At 66.6% G+C, this 18,886-nt stretch carries 16 protein-coding genes; 10 read left to right on the forward strand and 6 right to left on the reverse strand.

Translation table 11 applies throughout. The annotated features are described in order from the left end of the window. Positions 1 to 225 precede the first annotated feature (225 nt). Positions 226 to 1,431: an ROK family protein gene (locus tag AC1M0F_RS13415; protein ID WP_480238753.1), complete on the forward strand. Its 1,206-nt coding sequence runs from the start codon at positions 226 to 228 to the stop codon at positions 1,429 to 1,431. Positions 1,432 to 1,628: 197 nt separating this feature from the next. Here AC1M0F_RS13415 and AC1M0F_RS13420 read toward each other — a convergent pair whose 3' ends face one another. From AC1M0F_RS13420 to AC1M0F_RS13430, 3 genes are all read right to left on the reverse strand, one after another. Then, positions 1,629 to 2,633, reverse strand: a complete 1,005-nt coding sequence (locus AC1M0F_RS13420) for a sugar phosphate isomerase/epimerase family protein (protein ID WP_480238754.1) — start codon at positions 2,631 to 2,633, stop codon at positions 1,629 to 1,631. A gap of 58 nt (positions 2,634 to 2,691) precedes the next feature. Further along, entirely contained in the window at positions 2,692 to 3,843 is a 1,152-nt protein-coding gene (locus AC1M0F_RS13425) for a Gfo/Idh/MocA family protein (RefSeq protein ID WP_480238954.1), read from the reverse strand. Between the two features lie 121 nt (positions 3,844 to 3,964). Beyond that, positions 3,965 to 5,008 carry a substrate-binding domain-containing protein gene (locus tag AC1M0F_RS13430; protein WP_480238755.1) on the reverse strand — a complete coding sequence of 348 codons (1,044 nt, stop codon included), beginning with the start codon at positions 5,006 to 5,008 and terminating at the stop codon, positions 3,965 to 3,967. A 174-nt stretch (positions 5,009 to 5,182) separates the two neighbouring features. Here AC1M0F_RS13430 and AC1M0F_RS13435 point away from each other — a divergent pair, with 174 nt between their 5' ends. From AC1M0F_RS13435 to AC1M0F_RS13450, 4 genes are all read left to right on the forward strand, one after another. Next, on the forward strand, positions 5,183 to 6,703 hold the full coding sequence (locus tag AC1M0F_RS13435) for a sugar ABC transporter ATP-binding protein (protein WP_480238756.1): 1,521 nt from the start codon (positions 5,183 to 5,185) through the stop codon (positions 6,701 to 6,703). Next, the gene (locus AC1M0F_RS13440; protein ID WP_480238757.1) at positions 6,700 to 7,755 is read left to right on the forward strand and encodes an ABC transporter permease; all 1,056 of its coding nucleotides are present in this window, start codon (positions 6,700 to 6,702) and stop codon (positions 7,753 to 7,755) included. The genes AC1M0F_RS13435 and AC1M0F_RS13440 overlap by 4 nt, the downstream gene beginning before the upstream one ends. Positions 7,756 to 7,863: 108 nt before the next feature. Next, the gene (locus AC1M0F_RS13445; protein ID WP_480238758.1) at positions 7,864 to 8,970 is read left to right on the forward strand and encodes a DUF2207 family protein; all 1,107 of its coding nucleotides are present in this window, start codon (positions 7,864 to 7,866) and stop codon (positions 8,968 to 8,970) included. A gap of 97 nt (positions 8,971 to 9,067) precedes the next feature. Next, positions 9,068 to 9,403 carry a DUF4234 domain-containing protein gene (locus tag AC1M0F_RS13450; RefSeq protein ID WP_480238759.1) on the forward strand — a complete coding sequence of 112 codons (336 nt, stop codon included), beginning with the start codon at positions 9,068 to 9,070 and terminating at the stop codon, positions 9,401 to 9,403. Between the two features lie 63 nt (positions 9,404 to 9,466). Here AC1M0F_RS13450 and AC1M0F_RS13455 read toward each other — a convergent pair whose 3' ends face one another. Continuing rightward, the gene (locus AC1M0F_RS13455) at positions 9,467 to 10,387 is read right to left on the reverse strand and encodes a LysR family transcriptional regulator (protein WP_480238760.1); all 921 of its coding nucleotides are present in this window, start codon (positions 10,385 to 10,387) and stop codon (positions 9,467 to 9,469) included. Between the two features lie 142 nt (positions 10,388 to 10,529). On the opposite strand from AC1M0F_RS13455, the gene AC1M0F_RS13460 reads away from it, so the two are divergent. Together AC1M0F_RS13460 and AC1M0F_RS13465 are read left to right on the forward strand one after the other, a co-directional pair. Further along, positions 10,530 to 11,921 carry an MFS transporter gene (locus AC1M0F_RS13460; protein ID WP_480238761.1) on the forward strand — a complete coding sequence of 464 codons (1,392 nt, stop codon included), beginning with the start codon at positions 10,530 to 10,532 and terminating at the stop codon, positions 11,919 to 11,921. Between the two features lie 120 nt (positions 11,922 to 12,041). Next, positions 12,042 to 12,845, forward strand: coding sequence for a 3-hydroxybutyrate dehydrogenase (locus tag AC1M0F_RS13465; RefSeq protein WP_480238762.1), 804 nt, complete (start codon positions 12,042 to 12,044; stop codon positions 12,843 to 12,845). Between the two features lie 6 nt (positions 12,846 to 12,851). On the opposite strand, the gene AC1M0F_RS13470 is transcribed toward AC1M0F_RS13465, so the two are convergent. Beyond that, positions 12,852 to 13,766, reverse strand: coding sequence for an intradiol ring-cleavage dioxygenase (locus tag AC1M0F_RS13470; protein ID WP_480238763.1), 915 nt, complete (start codon positions 13,764 to 13,766; stop codon positions 12,852 to 12,854). Positions 13,767 to 13,912: 146 nt separating this feature from the next. Continuing rightward, entirely contained in the window at positions 13,913 to 14,632 is a 720-nt protein-coding gene (locus tag AC1M0F_RS13475; RefSeq protein ID WP_480238764.1) for an alpha/beta fold hydrolase, read from the reverse strand. Between the two features lie 319 nt (positions 14,633 to 14,951). Between AC1M0F_RS13475 and AC1M0F_RS13480 the strand changes: the two genes are divergently transcribed. The 3 genes from AC1M0F_RS13480 to kdpB are packed head-to-tail and all read left to right on the forward strand — an operon-like array spanning position 14,952 to position 18,870. Continuing rightward, positions 14,952 to 15,041 (forward strand): potassium-transporting ATPase subunit F, encoded by a 90-nt coding sequence (locus AC1M0F_RS13480; protein WP_480238765.1) that lies wholly within the window; start codon positions 14,952 to 14,954, stop codon positions 15,039 to 15,041. Further along, positions 15,041 to 16,714 (forward strand): potassium-transporting ATPase subunit KdpA, encoded by a 1,674-nt coding sequence (gene kdpA, locus AC1M0F_RS13485; RefSeq protein ID WP_480238766.1) that lies wholly within the window; start codon positions 15,041 to 15,043, stop codon positions 16,712 to 16,714. The genes AC1M0F_RS13480 and kdpA overlap by 1 nt, the downstream gene beginning before the upstream one ends. Positions 16,715 to 16,716: 2 nt before the next feature. Then, positions 16,717 to 18,870: a potassium-transporting ATPase subunit KdpB gene (gene kdpB, locus AC1M0F_RS13490; protein WP_480238767.1), complete on the forward strand. Its 2,154-nt coding sequence runs from the start codon at positions 16,717 to 16,719 to the stop codon at positions 18,868 to 18,870. Positions 18,871 to 18,886 lie beyond the last annotated feature (16 nt).

Consider the following 18,886-nt stretch of genomic DNA (forward strand, 5'->3'; position numbering starts at 1 on the left):
CGGGCTGGTCAGCCAGGGGGCTGTCTCCAACTTCGGAGATTTCCGCCGAATCCGCCGGAACTACCCTCCGAACCCGCTATCGGCAGAGAATCTCCGACGTTGGGAACAGGGCTGTCCATAGGCGATCCCGCGGGACGGCGAATGCGCCGTCGGGGATATCGCTGGACAGCCAACATATGACGAAGAACGACAACTTTCAGCCGTCAGATGTGATTGAATTGCATGATGGTCGACATAAGTCCTACCGCTCTCGGATCTTCAGCGACGAGCGACATATTCCAGATCCTGCGTGACGGTCGGCCACGCACACGCACCGAACTCGCCACACTCACCGGCCTCGCCCGCTCGACCGTCGGCCTGCGCATCGACTCGCTCATGCAGCTCGGCCTCATCGGCCCTGCCCAGACCGCGCCATCCACCGGCGGGCGGCCCTCCTCGCAGTTCGCGCTGACGGGCGGCAACAAGGTGGTCCTCGCCGTGGACATCGGCGCGACCCACGTGCGCATCGCCGTCAGCGACCTCGTCGGTCGCCCTCTCAGCGAGGATGCCACCAACATCGACGTCACTGAAGGCCCCGAGGTGGTGCTCAACTGGGTGATCAGCGCCGGCGACACCCTGGTCCAGAAGGCCGGTCGCTCGGTCGACGACCTCCTCGCCATCGGCGTCGGCCTGCCCGGCCCGGTCGAACACTCCAGCGGCCGCCCGATCAACCCGCCGATCATGCCCGGCTGGGACAACTTCGACGTACCCGCCTGGCTGCAGGAACACTTCAGCGTTCCCGTCCTCGTCGACAACGACGTCAACATCATGGCGCTCGGCGAACGCGAGGTCGCGTGGCCCCAGGTCGACCATCTGATCTTCGTGAAGGTCGCCACCGGTATCGGTGCCGGCGTCATCTCCCGCGGGATGCTGCAACGCGGCGCCCAGGGCGTCGCCGGCGACATCGGCCACGTCCGGGTCTCGCGGAGCAGCGACACGATCTGCCACTGCGGCAACCTCGGCTGCCTCGAAGCGGTCGCCTCCGGCCCTGCCCTCGCCGAGCTGCTCACCGAACAGGACATCCCCGCGGCGACCAGCCAGGATGTCGTCGAGCTCGTCCGCGGCGGAAACCAGAAGGCCATCCAGGCCGTTCGGCAGGCCGGGCGTGACCTCGGCGAGATCCTCAACGCGGCGATCAGTCTGATCAACCCTTCGGTGATCGTCGTCGGAGGCGCCATGGCGCAGGCGGGCGAGCACCTCATTGCCGGAGTGCGTGAGGTCGTCTACGCGCGGTCGATGCCGCTCGCCACCCAGCATCTGCAGATCACGCAGTCCAGCGTCGGAGCGAACGCGGCCGTGCTGGGCGCAAGCATCCTCGCCATCCATCACGTGCTCTCCCCCGAGAGTGTCGAAGCCATGGTCGTGGACCTGGCGGATGCCGCCGCGCGCTGACGCGGGGCATCCCTCTCTCACGCACGCCGCTGACGCCGTCGCGAACGTTTGCGCGGGCGTTTCGGCTCTGCGCGGGTGATTAAACACCCGCGCAGAGCCGATTGACCCGCGCGACCACGCATCCCGGCGGACCGGGATCTCGACAAGCTCGATCACCGGTGGGCACCCGCACGACTCCGGAGGGGTCGGTGAGGCGCCTAGTTCTTCGTGCTGAACGCGGCGTCGAAGGCCGCAGCCGGAGCGGGGAACGCGAACTTCCGAACGAACTCGAGCGCTTCAGGGGCGCCGACGAGCCGGTCCATGCCGGCGTCTTCCCACTCGACAGACAGCGGCCCGGCGTAACCGATCGCGTTCATCATGCGGAACGCATCCTCCCAGGGCACGTCACCGTGACCCGTGGAGATGAAGTCCCAGCCACGACGCGGGTCGGCCCACGGCAGGTGCGACGAGAGCCGGCCGTTGCGGCCGTTGCCGAGGCGCTTCTTCGTGTCCTTGCAGTGCACGTGGTAGATCCGGTCCTTGAAGTCCCAGAGGAAACCGACGGGGTCGATGTCCTGCCACACCATGTGCGACGGGTCCCAGTTGAGGCCGAATGCCTCGCGGTGTCCGATCGCCTCGAGGGTGCGCACCGTCGTCCAGTAGTCGTACGCGATCTCGGACGGGTGCACCTCATGCGCGAACCGCACACCGACCTCGTCGAACACATCGAGGATCGGGTTCCAGCGGTCGGCGAAGTCCTGGTAGCCGGCATCCACCATCGCCTCGGAGGCGGGCGGGAACATCGCCACGTACTTCCAGATCGACGACCCGGTGAACCCGGTCACCGTCTTCACTCCGAGTTTCGCCGCGAGACGCGCGGTGTTCTTCAGCTCTTCGGCTGCACGCTGGCGAACGCCCTCGGGGTCGCCGTCGCCCCACACCACATCGGGCAGGATGTCACGGTGCCGCTGGTCGATCGGGTCATCGCAGACGGCCTGCCCCTTGAGGTGGTTCGAGATCGTCCAGACCTTGAGGTTGTACTTCTCCAGCAGGGCGAGCTTGCCGGCGACGTATTCCTCGTCGTCCCAGCGCCACGGGTCGAGGTGGTCCCCCCAGCAGGCGATCTCCAGACCGTCATATCCCCACCCGGAGGCAAGACGGACGACTTCTTCGAACGGCAGGTCGGCCCACTGGCCGGTGAACAGGGTGACAGGACGGCTCATGAATGTACTCCTTTGTCGAGTTGATCGATGTCGATCGAGAAAAACGGATGCCAGGGGCTCAGTGAGCCTCGGAGGTCGCGACCCACGCGCTGCCATTCTCCGCGCTGCGCTCGACCGCGTCGAGGACCCGCTGGACCTGCAGGCCATCATCGAACGACGGGGTGGGCTGGGTCTTGCCGACGACGGCCTCGACGAAGTCCTTCGCCTGGTGGCTGAACCCGTGCTCGTAGCCGATCATGTGTCCGGTCGGCCACCACGCTGACATGTACGGGTGTTCGGGTTCGGTGACGAGGATCCTCGTGAAGCCCTGCCGGTCCGCAGGTGCCGTCGCGTCGTAGAAGCCGAGCTCGTTGAGGCTCTCGAGGTCGAACGAGATCGCGCCTTTCGAACCGGAGACCTCGATCCGGAAGGCGTTCTTCCGACCGGTCGACATGCGCGTGGCCTCGAACGAACCGACAGCACCACCGTCGAACCGCCCGGTGAAGAGCGCAAGGTCGTCGACGGTGACGTCGCCCATCTCGTCGGATGCCGTTCCGGAGAGCCCGGAGACTTCCGCGATCTTCGGGCGCTGCTTGACGAAGGTCTCCATCATGCCGCTCACGCTCGTGAGGCGCTGGCCGGTGATGAACTGGGCGAGGTCGATGGCATGTGCGCCGATGTCGCCGAGTGCCCCTGAGCCGGCGAGGTGCTTCTGCAGCCGCCAGGCCAGCGGGACCTCCGGGTCGACGAGCCAGTCCTGCAGGTAGTTGGCACGAACCTGACGGACGTCGCCGATCGCTCCGGATGCCACGAGGTCGCGAGCGAAGGTGGCCGCTGGGACGCGGCGGTAAGTGAACCCGACCATCGCGTAGACACCACGAGCGGCGGCTTTCTCAGCAGCATCCGCCATCGCGCGAGCCTCATCGACCGTGTTCGCGAGCGGCTTCTCGCACAGAACGTGCTTGCCGGCCTCGAGCGCCGCAATGGCGATCTCCACGTGTGAGTCGCCAGGGGTGACGATGTCGATCACGTCGATGTCGTCGCGGGCGATGGCATCCCGCCAGTCCGTCGCGGTCTCGGCCCAGCCGAGCTTCTCAGCGGCAGCGGCGACGCCCTCGGCGTTCCGGCCGACGAGCAGCGTCATCTCCGGGTTCGCGGGAAGGTCGAAGAATCGCGGTGCGACCCTCCAGCCCTGCGAGTGCGCGGCTCCCATGAAGCCGTAGCCGATCATGGCGATGCGAAGTGGTGTGTTGGGCACGATTCCTCTTTCTGGCGGCCGGCAGCCGGCGACCGCGGGTGTGTGACAGTGAAAAAAGGGTGGGGGCGCCCAAGGGCGCCCCCACCCGGTTCGCCTAGGACGCGAAGGCCGTCGGCAGGTACTTGTCGACGTTCTCGCTCGTCACGACGGGCGCGTTCAGAACGATGCGGTTCGGGACCTCGATCTCGACCAGGTCGCTCATTGCCTTCTCCTGAGCGATGAGGCGGGCGAGACGGATGCCGTCAGCTGCCTGCGTCGACGGGTAGATGACCGTCGCCTCGAGCACGCTGTCGCCGGACTTGATCAGGTCCATGGCGTTCTTGGAGCCTGCACCGCCGACCATGATGAACTCGTCACGTCCTGCAGCGTCGATCGCCGCGAGGACGCCGACACCCTGGTCGTCATCGTGGTTCCACAGCGCGTCGATCTTCGGAGCTGCCGATAGCAGCTGCGAGGCCGCAGCTTCGCCGCCCTGGACGGTGAAGTCCGCTGCAACGCGGTTGGAGACCTCGAGGCCACAGTCTTCGAGAGCGTCTGCGAAGCCCTGGCTGCGGTCCTGGGTCAGCGGAAGCGAGTCGATTCCGGCGATCTCAGCGACGACAGCGTCGGGGTTGTCGCCGACCTTCTCGCAGATGTAGGTTCCGGCCGAGACACCCATGCCGTAGTTGTCACCGAGGATGGTGACACGGGAAGCGAAGGTGCTCGAGAACTCCCGGTCGACGTTGATGACGGGGATGCCGGCTTCCATGGCCTGAATGGCGACCTCGGTGAGGGCAGCACCATCGGTGGGCAGGAGGACGATGGCGTCGACGCCGTCGTTGATGAAGCCTTCGACCTGGCTGATCTGAAGGTTGGCGTCGTTCGTGCCCTCTGCCACCTTGAGGTCGATGTCCGGGTACTTCTCCGCTTCGGCGATCGCAGCGGAGTTGATGGCGCCGAGCCAGCCGTGGTCGGCTGCCGGTCCTGAGAAGCCGATGACGACGGTGTCACCCTCTGCTTCGTTCTCTTCGGCAGAGGCGCCGGTGGGCTCCGTCTCGTTGCTGGTGTCGCCAGGGGTACAGCCCGTGAGCACAAGAGCGGCGGCGAGCGTGGCGCCGGCGGCGACGAGCATCCTCTGCCGCTTGTGTAGTGAAAGCATGTGTTTCCTCCATTTAGGTCATTCGCAAGGTGCCAACGAGGAGGAGAGCTGCGGCCCACGTTGCTGTCGAACCGGCTGCTTGTGTCGACGTTGACGTTTGCCACCATAGCAGAAGTGATGTCGAAATCGGCGACTTATTATTGTTCATCGTCATATGTGTGTTAGATTGCAACCATGATCGATGAAGACCAGGCGTCACCCCTGCTCGAGGTTCGCGGTATCACCAAGGCCTTCGCCGGTGTGCAGGCGCTCAAGGGCGTGAACCTGGCTGTTCGAGCGGGCGAAGTCCACTGCGTTCTCGGCCAGAACGGTGCAGGCAAGTCCACCCTCATCAAGACGCTCGCCGGAGTCCATCAGCCGGACTCGGGTGAGATCATCTGGCAGGGCGACGTGGTGACGATCCCCCACCCGGTCGCGGCCCTCGACCTCGGCATCGCGACGATGTACCAGGAACTGGACGTCGTCGACGGCCTCACCATCACCGAGAACATCTTCCTCGGCCACGAACATTCCACCGGCGGGCTGCTGAAGGTGGCGCAGGCGAACCGGCTCACGAAGGAACTGCTCACCCGGCTCGGCCACGGAGACATTCCCGCCTCGACAGAAGTCGGTCAGCTGTCCGCTGCGAACAAGCAGATCGTCAGCATGGCCCGCGCCCTGTCCCGTGACACGAAACTCATCATCATGGACGAGCCGAGCGCCGTGCTCGACTCCGGCGAGGTGGCCAACCTGTTCAGGGTCATCCGCGAGCTGACCAATCAGGGCATCGCCGTCGTCTACATCTCGCACCGGCTCGAAGAGATCCGGCAGATCGGTGATCGCATCTCGGTGATCAAGGACGGGAAGAGCACCGCGAGCGGCCTCGCAGTGTCCGACACTCCGACGCCGGAGCTGATCAAGCTCATGACCGGTCGTGAGATCGCCAACGTGTTCCCGGAGGCCGTTCCGGTGCCTACGAACGCCCCCGTCCTTCTCGAGGTGAATCACCTCAACCTGCGCGGGCACTTCGCCGACGTCGATTTCACGGTGCGCGCCGGGGAGATCGTCGGTCTCGCCGGCCTGGTCGGGTCAGGCCGTTCCGAAATCCTGGAGACGATCTACGGGGCACGGAAGGCGACATCCGGAACCGTCTCCGTGCAGGGCAAGATCCTGCACGCAGGATCCGTCAGCGCGGCCGTCGATGCCGGCATGGGCTTCTCACCTGAGGAGCGCAAGAGCCAGGGTCTCATCCTCGACGAACCGATTTTCAAGAACGTGACCCTGTCGACATTCGCCCGGTTCGCGCGCGGGGGCCTCCTCAACGAGGGCGCCGAGAAGAACGCGGCACGTGAACAGATCACGGCCCTCGAACTGCGGCCGGCCGACCCCGAACGACCGGCCCGCACCCTCTCCGGCGGAAACCAGCAGAAGATCCTCCTGGCTCGCTGGCTCGTGCACGGCACCCGGGTTCTGCTGCTCGACGAGCCGACCCGTGGCGTCGACGTCGGGGCACGCGCAGAGATCTACGCCCTCATCCGCCGTCTCGCGGCCGAAGGCACCGCCATCGTCGTTGTCTCGAGCGAGATCGAAGAGGTCATCGGCCTCTCCGACCGCGTGCTCGTCATCGGCGACGGCGACGTGCTGGCTGAGCGGAATGCCGCCGACATCGACGAATCCGGTGTACTCGACCTCGTAATGAAAGGAAGTGCCGCGTGAGCGAGCAGAAATCCCCCGTCCTCTCGGAGGGCACCCCGCTCCCCGGCGCGTCCCAGCAGGCTGAACGGCCCAGCACTTTCAGGCGGGTCATGGGCGGCTCCGTAGGCCGCAACCTCGGCCTCGTCATCGCCCTCGTCGTTCTCATCATCGTCGGAACCGTCACCGCCGGTGACCGGTTCGCCGACGTCAACAACATGCTCACCATCCTCCGGGCGGCCTCGGTCATCGGGGTGATTTCGATCGGCATGACGTTCGTCATCATCGCTGGGGGCATCGACCTCTCCGTGGGTTCGGTGATGGGCCTTGCCACCGTCGTCGCGAGTCTCCCGGCGCTGCAGGCCGTAGCGACGCAGAGTTCCTGGCTTCTGATGATCATCGTGCCGCTCGCTGTCGGTCTGGCGGCCGGCCTCGTGAACGGCATCGTCATCGCATACGGCAATGTGGTCGCCTTCATGGCAACCCTCGCCATGCTCGTCGGCGCACGAGGATTCGCGGAACTCATCTCCGGCCGACGCACCAACATCGTCGTCAACACCGGGTTCCTCGAGTTCACCCGGGCGAACCTGCTCGGCGTCCCCGTGCTGGTCTGGATCTTCGCGATCGTCGCGATCCTGGGCTGGATCCTGCTCAACCGCACCACCTTCGGGCGCCGCACGGTCGCGATCGGCGGCAACGCCGAAGCATCCCGCCTCGCCGGTATCAAGGTCAGGCGTCACGTCCTGATGGTCTACGTGCTCTCGGGGTTCACCGCAGGCATCGCCGCCATCATGATGCTCGGCCGCACGACGGCAGGCACCTCGACCCACGGAACCCTCTACGAGTTGGATGCCATCGCCGCTGTGGTCGTCGGCGGTACCCTTCTCGTCGGTGGCCGAGGAACGATCGTCGGCACAGTGCTCGGTGTGCTGATCTTCCAGACGCTGACGAACGTGTTCACCCAGAACAACATCGACACGTCGGTTCAGGCGATCACCAAGGGCGTCATCATCGTCGTGGCCGTGCTGCTGCAACAGCGGTTTGCGACCGGCGGCGCGGCCTCCGGGAAGAGATAGCGCCACCCACTCGCGAGTTGCCCGGATTCGAGGGTCGTGCAGGTGCGCGCACCCGCGGATCCGGGCAACTCGCAGTTCGGGGTCGCCGCTCTCTGGGAGACTGGGGCGATGGCTGAGATCCTGCTCGTGGTCCTCGCGGTGACGATCCCCGCGCTGGCGCTGCTGACGATCGGGATCGTCCTGCGGGCGACCGGTCGGGCGCTGCCGAAGCCGCGCGTGGTGGAATACCTGCCTCCGAAGGGCGTTCCGATCCTCGATGCTGCTCTGCTCGCGGGCCTCGACAAACGAGCAGTCCCCGCCGCGCTCGTCGGGATGGCTGTCGAACGCAAGATCCGTATCCTCGCCCAGCCGGACACGAAGGCGCCGGTTGCCGTCGAACTGCAGCCGGATGCGAAGTTCACGGCGGAAGACGTCGCCGTCCTCGAAGCGCTGTTCGGCCCTGGGCACTCCTCCGACCGTGTCCGCCGCTTCAGCAAGGACAGACGGCAACAGTCCCGCCGGGTCGCTCGGCTAATCTCGATCGTCGAGCGATACCTGCGGTCGCACGACCTTCTCGGCCCGCGCCTCGCCTGGCCGTTGGCGATCATCCGGGTGCTCAACACCATCACCCTGATCGTCGCCGCGGTCATCCTCATCGGCACCGGCGTGAACGGGGACTGGCCCTCGTTCTGGCTCACCGTGGCATCCGTTGGTGTGATCATCGTCACCTTCGTCGTCACGCCGACGTCATGGCGGCGGTACACGCCCGAATCCGTGCTCATCCGGGAGCAGCTCGCCGGGCTCAACGGCTACATCACGCTCGCGGAGGCCGACCGGCTCCGGTTTCTCCAAAGTCCATCCGGCGCGTTGCGTGCGGCGTCAGGTGTCACCGCTGCCGGTCTCGCTCTCGGCCTCCCCGCCGAGGCCGACCCCGCTGTGGCGTTCGAACTCGACCGGCTGATTCTCAACGAACGACTGCTGCCATACGCCATCCTCTTCGGGCACAGCAAGGAGTGGATCGCTGAGCTCAACGTCAGTTACCAGAACCTCGCCGCGATGAATATCGAGGGCATCGGCGCCGTCATGGACGTCGCCGGTGACATCCTGCTCCTGACGGCCTCGGTCGGCGATCTCGTCGAGCTGGCCAGCGCGGTGGGCGACGCGGTGGATGCCGGCGGGGCGGTGGTCGAGGTGATCGGCGCGGGCGCCGAAGCACTCTCCGACCTCTTTGGTTGATCGCTGCTCACGCCCGCCCCTGACTGGGGGCGCTCTCCACGGCCAGGATTCCGCGAGAGCACAGTACGGTTCGAGAACACCTACGATCGGAGTCTTCTTGAAACGCCGCAGCGCTGCAGCAGTGTTCGTCCTGCCCCTCATCACCTTCGGCATCTACTGGATCGTCTGGCTCGCCAAGACCCGCGGCGAAGTGAAGGCTCAGGGCGCAGCCGTCCCGACGACCTGGCTCGTCATCGTCCCGTTCGTCTCGATCTGGTGGATGTGGAAACTCTCCGAAGGAATCGCTCAGGTCACGGGAGGCGGAGTCGGCGGAAAGTTCGCTCTGATCTTCCTTCTGGGGAACATCGGTGGGGCCTTCGTCCAGGCGGGCATGAACCAGCGCACCGATGCGGGTACGGCCCCCGTATCGTCGCTCAGGCCAGCCACCGCATAACCACGCCGTACGAGGAGCGCCCCCGATCCACACGGATGGGGGCGTTTCTGCGTCCTACCGCGCTCAGGCACGACCCATCAGCTGCGGCTCGAACAGTTTCGTCCGTGCACGCAGGGCGGACGCGACAGCCGCGACCGCCGGCTGGCGCAGCGAATCGGGGCGAAGCACCATCCAGTACGGAAGGCGCTCCTGGAAGTCGGCAGGCAGCAGACGCACCAGATCCGGATGCCGGTCGGCCATGAAACACGGCAGAAACCCGATTCCGGCGCCGGCCCGCGTCGCCTCGACGTGGACGAACACGTTCGTCGACGTGAAGGCATCCCGCATCGTCGGCACCAGCCGACGCGGCGCGTCGAGAGCATCGACCTGCAGCATCGAATCGACGAAGTAGACCAGCGGATGCTCCGCCAGCTCGCTCGCGCGGGTCGGCGTCCCGTGCTCCTCGAGGTAGGCCTTCGACGCGTACATGCCGAGGATGTACGAACCGAGTTCGATCGCTTCCGCCCGGTGCGCGTGCGGCTCGCCGACGACGACCTCGATGTCGAGCCCCGACCGTTGCTGCAGAGCAGGCCGGGTCACCGTGATGATCTCGACGGTGAGCTTCGGATGCTCCCGCTGCAGGTCGGCGACGGCCGGCGCTGCCACGTAGGCGCTGAAGCCATCCGTCGCCGACAACCGGACCACACCCGACAGGCGATGCACTTCGTCCGGTGACCCGGCCAGCACGGACACGGCTGCTTCGACGCTCTCCGCCGCCTCGAAAGCGCGACGGCCGAGGTCGGTGAGCTCCCAGCCCCCGACGGTGCGGGAGAGCACCCGCCCGCCGAGGTCCCGCTCAAGGGCGGAGATCCGACGCGAGATGGTGGTGTGATTCACGCCGAGCGAGTCCGCCGCCGTCGTGTATCTGCCGCTGCGGGCGACGGCGAGCAACACGAGCAGGTCGTCGGGATTCGGCGGGCGGGACGTCGTCGTCAGGAAGCTCATTCTGCAAGTATGCACAGGGCATGTGGAAAGCTGGGCATTGTCGCGCCCTGCGTCTGCACGAATACTCAGTTAGGCCGTCTCCCCATCCGGGAGCGTGCACAGACCCACCAGTGTGTCAGTGAGGACACAGAGGAGACAGACAATGAGTGTCAACAAACGCGCAGATCGGGCCGATCCAGGCACGACGAGCGAAAAGTCCGGGCTGAAGAAGATCGTCGCCGCGTCGATGGTCGGCACCGTCGTCGAATGGTACGAGTTCTTCCTCTACGCGACGGCAGCCAGCCTCGTCTTCGGGGCGGTCTTCTTCCCGAACGCCGGCAGCCAGCTCGACGGCATCATCGCCGCATTCCTGACCTACGCGGTCGGCTTCATCGCCCGGCCCCTCGGCGGGATCGTGTTCGGCCAGATCGGTGACAAGCTCGGGCGCAAGCACACGCTGCAGCTGACCATCATCCTCGTCGGTGTCGCCACGTTCCTCATGGGCTGCCTCCCCGGCTTCGACTCCATCGGCTACTGGGCGCCAGCCCTCCTCGTCGTCCTGCGCTTCGTCCAGGGCTTCGCCGTCGGTGGCGAATGGGGCGGTGCCGTCCTCCTCGTGGCCGAGCACAGCCCGAACAAGTCACGCGGCTTCTGGGCCAGCTGGCCGCAGGCGGCTGTGCCCGTCGGCAACCTGCTCGCCACCCTCGTGCTCCTGACGACGTCGTGGCTCCTCACCGACGAGCAGTTCCTCAGCTGGGGCTGGCGCATCGCGTTCTGGCTCTCCGCCGTCATCGTCCTCATCGGCTACTACATCCGTACCCACGTCAACGAGGCGCCGATCTTCCTCGAGGCTCGCGCCCAGGTCGAGGCCGAGAAGGCCATCAGCTACGGCGTCGGTGAAGTCGTCCGCAAGTACCCGCGCGGCATCCTCAGCGCCATGGGTCTCCGGTTCGCCGAGAACATCCTGTACTACATCATCGTGAGCTTCTCGATCGTCTACCTCGTCACCGTGCACCAGTACGACACGAGCCAGTTGCTCCTGGCCCTGCTCATCGCACACGTCGTGCACTTCCTCGTCATCCCGCAGGTCGGGCGGCTCTCGGATGCCTTCGGCCGCAAGCCGGTCTACCTGGCCGGCGCCGTCCTCGGTGCGACCTGGGCGTTCTTCGCCTTCCCGCTGTTCGACACCCTCAACCCGGTGCTCATCGTCGCGGCCATCACCATCGGCCTCTGCTTCCACGCGCTGATGTACGCAGGACAGCCGGCCATCATGGCCGAGATGTTCCCGACCCGGATGCGGTACTCGGGCGTCTCGCTCGGCTACCAGGTCACGTCGATCATCGCCGGTTCACTCGCACCGATCATCGCCTCGGCGCTCCTCCAGCGGTTCGAGTCGTGGGTGCCCGTCGCGATCTACCTGCTGATCGCCTGCGCGATCACCGCTGTCGCCGTGATCACCCTCAAGGAGACCCGCGGAGCCTCGCTGTTCGAGGTCGACGCTGTCGACGCCCGCAAGCACGGCCTCGAACCGGTGAACGTCCCGGTCGAACGCTGAGCCTGAGGCCGGCGGGGCGCGAGCTCCGCCGGCCTCTTCGGTCTCCGCCGGGCAACACGCACTCTCGCGTCGCCCGGAATCCGCACTCAACGGCATCCGCCCCGCTCCAAAGGAACTCTGATGACCGACATCTTCCAGCCCGCCACCGACACCGCCCCGGTGCGTCTGCCGCTCGCCGGCAAGCGAGCACTGGTCACCGGCGGAGCGAGCGGAATCGGCGCCGCCGCCGCACGCGCCCTCGCTGCACATGGCGCGCACGTCGTCGTCGCAGACATGGACGAAGAGGGCGCGACTGCCCTCGCCGACGAGGTGAACGGTTCGAGCTGGGGCGTGAACCTCCTCGATTCGGACGCGGTGACGGATGCCAGGCTGGCGGACGCGATGGACGGCGTCGACATCCTCGTCAACAACGCCGGCATCCAGCGGGTCAGCCCCATCGAGGACTTCGAGCCCGCAGACTTCCGGCGCATCCTCACCCTGATGCTCGAGGTGCCGTTCCTGCTGATCAGGTCGGCACTGCCGGGCATGTACGCCACAGGGTTCGGGCGGATCGTCAACGTGTCGAGCGTCCACGGCATCCGCGCCTCCCCGTTCAAGAGCGCCTACGTTGCGGCCAAGCACGGCCTCGAAGGGCTGTCGAAGGTCACCGCCCTCGAGGGCGGAGAGCACGGCGTCACCAGCAACTGCGTGAGCCCCGGTTACGTGCGGACACCGCTCGTCGAGAAGCAGATCGCCGACCAGGCCGCCGTCCACGGCATCCCCGAGGACGAAGTGCTCAGCAGGATCATGCTCACCGAGAGTGCCGTAAAGCGCCTCGTCGAACCGCATGAGGTCGGTTCACTCATCGCCTGGCTGGCCTCCCCTGACGCCGCTATGGTAACCGGCGCCAGCTACACGATGGACGGCGGCTGGTCCGCGCGCTAGTCGCGATCAAGCGCCCGGACCGCCGCCGGGCGCCGCACCAGCCGTCGGGGTCGTTCCGGTGTCGACGCGCACGGTGAGCGCGACCTGGTAGCCCGAGCTCGCGCTTCCGGACACCGTCGCCAGTTGCAACGCTCCTCCGTCATCGCCGAACACGTTGTCGGCGTCGAGGCTGACCTGCGCGAGGTTCGAACTCGACCCCTCGTACCCGGCGAGCGCGTACACCGTGTCGCACTCCTCTTGAGGAAGAGCCACCTGTGACGTCGCGATCGCCGTCGTCGAATCCGTGATGTCGTCCACCGACGGATACACCTCGAAGTGGATGTGCGGCCAGCGGCCTGAGTAACAGGCGGGGAAGATCGACGTGAAGCTCACGACCCCGTCGCTGTCCGCCACCTGCACACCGCGCAGGTAGGTCTCGTTCTCGATGCCGTCCGAGTACATCGAGTAGCCGCCGGCGCTGTCACAGTGCCAGACGTACACCGCGGCATCCGCGAACGGCGCGTCGTCGTTGGCCATGTCCAGGATGGTGAGGGTGAGGGCCATCGGAACTCCCGCAGCGGTCGTTCCTCCGTCGAGACTGGAACGGATGTCGCTGCGCACCACGCCGGACTGCTCCAGGATGTCGGCCCCGTTGGACCCGTCTCCCGGGTACGGCCCTGCCGTCTCGTCGGGGATCTCCCCCGTCGACGTGGTCGCTGTCGACCCGGAACCGGTACTGCCCCCGGTGTCTGTCGTGCACGCCGCCAGGGCGATGGCTCCGACGCCGAACCCCAGGAGGCCCAGCATCGCCCGCCGATTCAGCAGGGTGCGGATGTCGAACGCGACTCCCTGGTCGACGACCTCCTCGTCGGCGCGGTCGAGGAGCCGACCTTCGTAGGCGGGGCCCTCCGGGGTGGACTCGGGTTCGGGGATGCGGCTCATGGGGATCTCTTCTCGGCTGGCTCGTGGACAGATCCAGCATCGGCATCCACCCCCTGAAAAGGCTATGAGTGCGCCATGACTCGCGTAAGGGTCCCAGCCCCGACCACATCGCATCCGGCACGAGAGAATCCTGGCCCAGCGCGGCGTCAGCGGGACGTCGCCTCTCGGTAACCGTCGAGCAGGGCGTCCGTGAACTCGTGCGGTCGCACGACACTGACCATGTGGCTGGCGCCGGGCACCGTGACCAGCCGGCCGTTGCGGGTCGCGGCGAGATAGCGGCCCGCGTGGGCGCGAACGTGATCGAACCGTCCGTTGACGAAGAGCACGGGCACGTCGATCTCAGGCAGGCGTTCGAGCGGGCGCAGCTTCAGGAGTGACCGGAGCACGTCGTCCATGACCTCGAGGGCGACGCCCCCGGCGATCACGTCCGTCGCGCCCGGTTGCGGCACGAACAGCCGCACCGTGAAGTCGTTGAGCGCGCGGCCGCGGTCGGGGAACGTGTGGATCACCTTCGAAATGCCGCGCCAGCCGTGCATCACGACGGGATGGGGCACGGTCGCGCACGCGGCGGCGAGCAGACCGGCGACCCGACCGGGATTGCGGGCCACCCACTCGATCGCCAGGTAGCCGCCCAGCGAGAATCCCACCAGATACGGTTTGGTGCCGGATGCCTCGGCCGCCGCCACCGCGTCTCCGATCCCGTTCAGGGCGGCATCCAGCGTGAAGCGTTCGCCGAGCCGGCGTCCGTGCCCCGGCAGGTCGATCGCATCGGTGGGGATGCCGAGTCGCCCGAGGTGCTCCACCTGGTGACGCCACAGGGTGGCGGATGTTCGCAGTCCGTGCACGAGGATGACGGTGGCTGGCATGCCTTCATCCTAGGTACGACGACCGCTCTCGCACGCCAGGAAGACGCCGGCGAAGGCCCCAGGACGACCGCGCAGATCGCCCATCCGTATGGGAACCGTGAGGGTCAGCCGATGCGCCGTATGGAAGTCGTTAGGACCGGCGAACAGGCACCGCGGCGAGAGTTTGATTGGGTGCTGTGCCCCCGTGGCAGTCACCTCCCTGACCGGGGACGTGGCATCCGTCTCCCCTGGAGTCTCTCTTGCTAGACATCGTCTTCGTCCTCGGCATGATCGCCGTGTTCGCGCTGGTCGGCCTCGTCGCCAGGGGGGTCGAGAAGCTGTGATCTTCTTCGACCTCCTCGCTGTGGCCCTGGCCGTCAGCGCCATCGTCTTTCTCGTCTTCGCCCTCGTGAAGCCGGAGCGATTCTGATGGATGTTCTCCTCGCGATCCTTCCGGTCGCCACCCTCGTCCTGATCCTCGTCGTCGTGCACCGCCCGCTGGGCGACTACATGGCGCGGATCTACACGTCACGCACCGACCTCGCCGCCGAGCGCGGCTTCTACCGTCTGATCGGGGTCGACTCCCGGTCGGAGCAGGCCTGGCCGTCGTACCTCCGCGGCGTGCTCGCCTTCTCCGTCGTCGGGATGCTGCTGGTCTACCTCCTCCAGCGCGCCCAGGCGGTGCTCCCCTGGTCGCTCGGGCTCCCGGCTGTACCCGAGGGGCTGTCGTTCAACACGGCGGCCTCGTTCGTGGCCAACACGAACTGGCAGTCCTACTCGCCCGAACTCACGATGGGGTACACGGTCCAGCTCGCCGGGCTCGCGGTACAGAACTTCGTCTCGGCCGCCGTCGGGATCGCCGTCGCCATCGCCCTGATCCGCGGCTTCGCCCTGCGCCGCTCGGGCACGATCGGCAACTTCTGGGTCGACCTGACCCGCGGCATCCTCCGTCTCCTGCTTCCCCTATCGGTCGTCGCGGCCGTCATCCTCATCGCCGGCGGCGTCATCCAGAACGTCAACGGGTTCACCGAGGTGACCACGCTCAGCGGAGGTACGCAGAACATCCCCGGCGGGCCGGTCGCATCACAGGAGGCCATCAAACTCCTCGGGACGAACGGCGGCGGGTTCTTCAATGTGAACTCGGCGCATCCATTCGAGAACCCGACCGCGTGGACGAGCCTGCTGCAGAACGTGCTCATGCTTGTGATCCCGTTCAGCCTCCCGCGCACACTCGGCAGGATGGTCGGAGACCGGAGACAGGGCTACGCCATCCTCGCCGTCATGGCCACGATCTACCTCGCGTCGCTCACCATCCTCACCGCGCTAGAACTCAACGGCGCAGGCACGGCCCCCGAACTCGCCGGTGGCGCGCTCGAGGGCAAGGAGCAACGGTTCGGAATCCTCGCCTCTGCGCTCTTCGGTTCGACAAGCACTCTGACCTCGACCGGAGCCGTCAACTCGATGCACGACTCGTTCACGTCTCTCGGCGGCATGATCCCGATGATCAACATGATGCTCGGAGAAGTCGCCCCAGGCGGAGTCGGATCGGGGCTGTACGGGATGCTCGTGCTCGCGATTCTCGCGGTGTTCATCGGCGGGCTCCTCGTCGGCCGCACCCCGGAGTACCTCGGCAAGAAGATCGGTGCCCGCGAGATCAAACTCGCCAGCCTCTACATCCTCATCACCCCGACGCTCGTCCTGGCGGGGACGGCGCTGAGCTTCGCGATCCCCGCCGTGCGGGCGGATGTCGAATCCACCTCGATCTGGAACCCCGGCCTGCACGGCATGTCCGAGGTCCTGTACGCGTTCACGTCGGCGGCGAACAACAACGGGTCGGCGTTCGCCGGGCTCACCGCGAACACCCCCTGGTTCAACGTCGCCCTCGGCGTCGCCATGCTGCTCGGGCGCTTCATCCCGATCGTTCTTGTGCTCGCCCTCGCCGGTTCCCTCGCGGCGCAGGATGCCGTACCGGCCACGGCGGGAACCCTCCCGACCCACAGACCACAGTTCGTCGGGCTCCTCACCGGCGTCACGGTCCTCGTGACCGCCCTCACCTTTTTCCCCGTACTCGCGCTGGGTCCCCTGGCGGAAGGGCTGCAGTAACCATGTCGACACTCACGACCCCGAAATGCATCGATTCCCCCGACACCGAGCATCCGCGCACGCAGGGGGACGGAGCGTTCAGCCTCTTCACCGCGGCCCTGCCCGGTGCGGTCCGCAAACTCGATCCACGCGAGATGTGGCACAACCCGGTCATGTTCATCGTCGAGATCGGCGCGGTGCTCACCACGGTACTGGCCGTCGCTGAACCGTTCCTCGGCGGCCCGGGCACCTCGGGCGGAACCGCCATCCCGGCGAGCTTCACCTGGGGGATCACCGTCTGGCTCTGGCTCACAGTGCTCTTCGCGAACCTCGCCGAATCCATCGCCGAGGGGCGCGGAAAAGCGCAGGCCGACAGCCTGCGCAAGACCCGGACGAGCACCATCGCCCATCGGGTCACCGGCTACGACGCCGCCATCGACCCTGCCGCCGAACGCGGAACGGTCGACGCCGTCTCCTCGGCCGAACTGCTGCTCGGTGACGTCGTCATCGTCACGGCCGGTGAACTCATCCCCGGCGACGGCGACATCGTCCACGGCATCGCCTCGGTAGACGAATCCGCGATCACCGGCGAATCCGCCCCCGTGGTCCGCGAGTCCGGCGGAGACCGCAGCGCCGTCACCGGCGGCACCCGCGTCCTGTCCGACCGCATCGTCGTGCGCATCACCTCGAAGCCGGGTGAGACATTCGTCGACCGCATGATCGCGCTCGTGGAGGGAGCATCCCGGCAGCGCACACCGAACGAGATCGCCCTCAACATCCTCCTCGCGAGCCTCTCGATCATCTTCGTGATCGTCGTCCTCACGGTGAATCCGATCGCGGCGTACTCGCAGGCATCCGTCAGCATCCCCGTCCTCGTCGCCCTTCTGGTCTGCCTCATCCCCACGACCATCGGCGCGCTTCTGTCTGCGATCGGCATCGCCGGCATGGACAGGCTCGTGCAGCGCAACGTTCTGGCTATGTCCGGTCGTGCGGTCGAGGCGGCCGGCGACGTGACCACCCTGCTGCTCGACAAGACCGGCACCATCACCTACGGCAACCGACAGGCGGCCGAGTTCGTCCGGCTGGACGGTGTGAACGAACCGGAACTCATCCGCACGGCAGCACTGTCGTCGCTCGCCGACCCCACCCCGGAGGGGAAGTCGATCGTCGCCCTCGCGAGACTGAACGGGGCGGATGTCGCCGATTCCGTTCCCGGGGACGTCGTCCCGTTCACCGCACAGACCCGCATGAGCGGACTCGACGCCCCTGACGGCTCACAGATCCGCAAGGGCGCAGCCTCCGCCGTGCTCGCCTGGATCAGGGAAGACGGTGAGATCCCCTCCCTCCAGTTCGCCGACCTCACCGATCAGGTGGACCGGATCTCGCAGTCGGGCGGCACACCCCTCGTCGTGGCGATGAAGTCGCCGGAGGGCGCCGGTCGCATCCTCGGCGTCATCCACCTCAAGGACGTCGTCAAACACGGGCTGGCCGATCGGTTCGCGGAGCTGCGGGCAATGGGCATCCGAACGATCATGATCACCGGTGACAACCCCCTGACGGCGAAGGCCATCGCGGCAGAGGCCGGCGTCGACGACTACCTGGCCGAGGCGACGCCCGAAGACAAGCTCGCGCTGATCCGACGGGAGCAGGCGGGCGGAAACCTCGTCGCGATGACCGGAGACGGCACGAACGACGCCCCTGCGCTCGCCCAGGCGGATGTCGGTGTCGCGATGAACACAGGAACGTCGGCCGCGAAGGAGGCCGGCAACATGGTCGATCTCGACTCCGATCCGACGAAGCTCATCGACATCGTGCGCATCGGAAAGCAACTGCTGATCACCCGCGGCGCCCTGACGACGTTCTCGATCGCGAACGACATCGCGAAGTACTTCGCGATCATCCCCGCGATGTTTGCCGGAGCGTTCCCAGGACTCGCCGTGCTCAACGTCATGCAGCTGCACTCGCCGGCGTCGGCGATCCTGTCGGCGATCATCTTCAACGCGGTCGTCATCGTCATCCTCATCCCTCTTGCACTCCGCGGCGTGCGCTATCGGGCGATGAACGCCTCGCGGATCCTGTCGAGGAACCTCCTCGTCTACGGGCTCGGCGGCGTCCTCACCCCCTTCATCGGCATCAAACTCATCGACCTGCTCGTCAGCGTGATCCCCGGCTTCTGAGCCGACAGCGACGAAG

It is taken from the genome of Mycetocola sp. Y719 (genome assembly GCF_056713205.1).

What these genes read in the sequence shown, in the direction of transcription:
- AC1M0F_RS13415 (WP_480238753.1), top strand. Translation starts at nt 226, where the DNA reads ATGGTCGACATAAGTCCTACCGCTCTCGGATCTTCAGCGACGAGCGAC.
- AC1M0F_RS13420 (WP_480238754.1), bottom strand. Translation starts at nt 2,633, where the DNA reads ATGAGCCGTCCTGTCACCCTGTTCACCGGCCAGTGGGCCGACCTGCCG.
- AC1M0F_RS13425 (WP_480238954.1), bottom strand. Translation starts at nt 3,843, where the DNA reads ATGATCGGCTACGGCTTCATGGGAGCCGCGCACTCGCAGGGCTGGAGG.
- AC1M0F_RS13430 (WP_480238755.1), bottom strand. Translation starts at nt 5,008, where the DNA reads ATGCTTTCACTACACAAGCGGCAGAGGATGCTCGTCGCCGCCGGCGCC.
- AC1M0F_RS13435 (WP_480238756.1), top strand. Translation starts at nt 5,183, where the DNA reads ATGATCGATGAAGACCAGGCGTCACCCCTGCTCGAGGTTCGCGGTATC.
- AC1M0F_RS13445 (WP_480238758.1), top strand. Translation starts at nt 7,864, where the DNA reads ATGGCTGAGATCCTGCTCGTGGTCCTCGCGGTGACGATCCCCGCGCTG.
- AC1M0F_RS13455 (WP_480238760.1), bottom strand. Translation starts at nt 10,387, where the DNA reads ATGAGCTTCCTGACGACGACGTCCCGCCCGCCGAATCCCGACGACCTG.
- AC1M0F_RS13460 (WP_480238761.1), top strand. Translation starts at nt 10,530, where the DNA reads ATGAGTGTCAACAAACGCGCAGATCGGGCCGATCCAGGCACGACGAGC.
- AC1M0F_RS13465 (WP_480238762.1), top strand. Translation starts at nt 12,042, where the DNA reads ATGACCGACATCTTCCAGCCCGCCACCGACACCGCCCCGGTGCGTCTG.
- AC1M0F_RS13470 (WP_480238763.1), bottom strand. Translation starts at nt 13,766, where the DNA reads ATGAGCCGCATCCCCGAACCCGAGTCCACCCCGGAGGGCCCCGCCTAC.
- AC1M0F_RS13475 (WP_480238764.1), bottom strand. Translation starts at nt 14,632, where the DNA reads ATGCCAGCCACCGTCATCCTCGTGCACGGACTGCGAACATCCGCCACC.
- kdpA (WP_480238766.1), top strand. Translation starts at nt 15,041, where the DNA reads ATGGATGTTCTCCTCGCGATCCTTCCGGTCGCCACCCTCGTCCTGATC.
- kdpB (WP_480238767.1), top strand. Translation starts at nt 16,717, where the DNA reads ATGTCGACACTCACGACCCCGAAATGCATCGATTCCCCCGACACCGAG.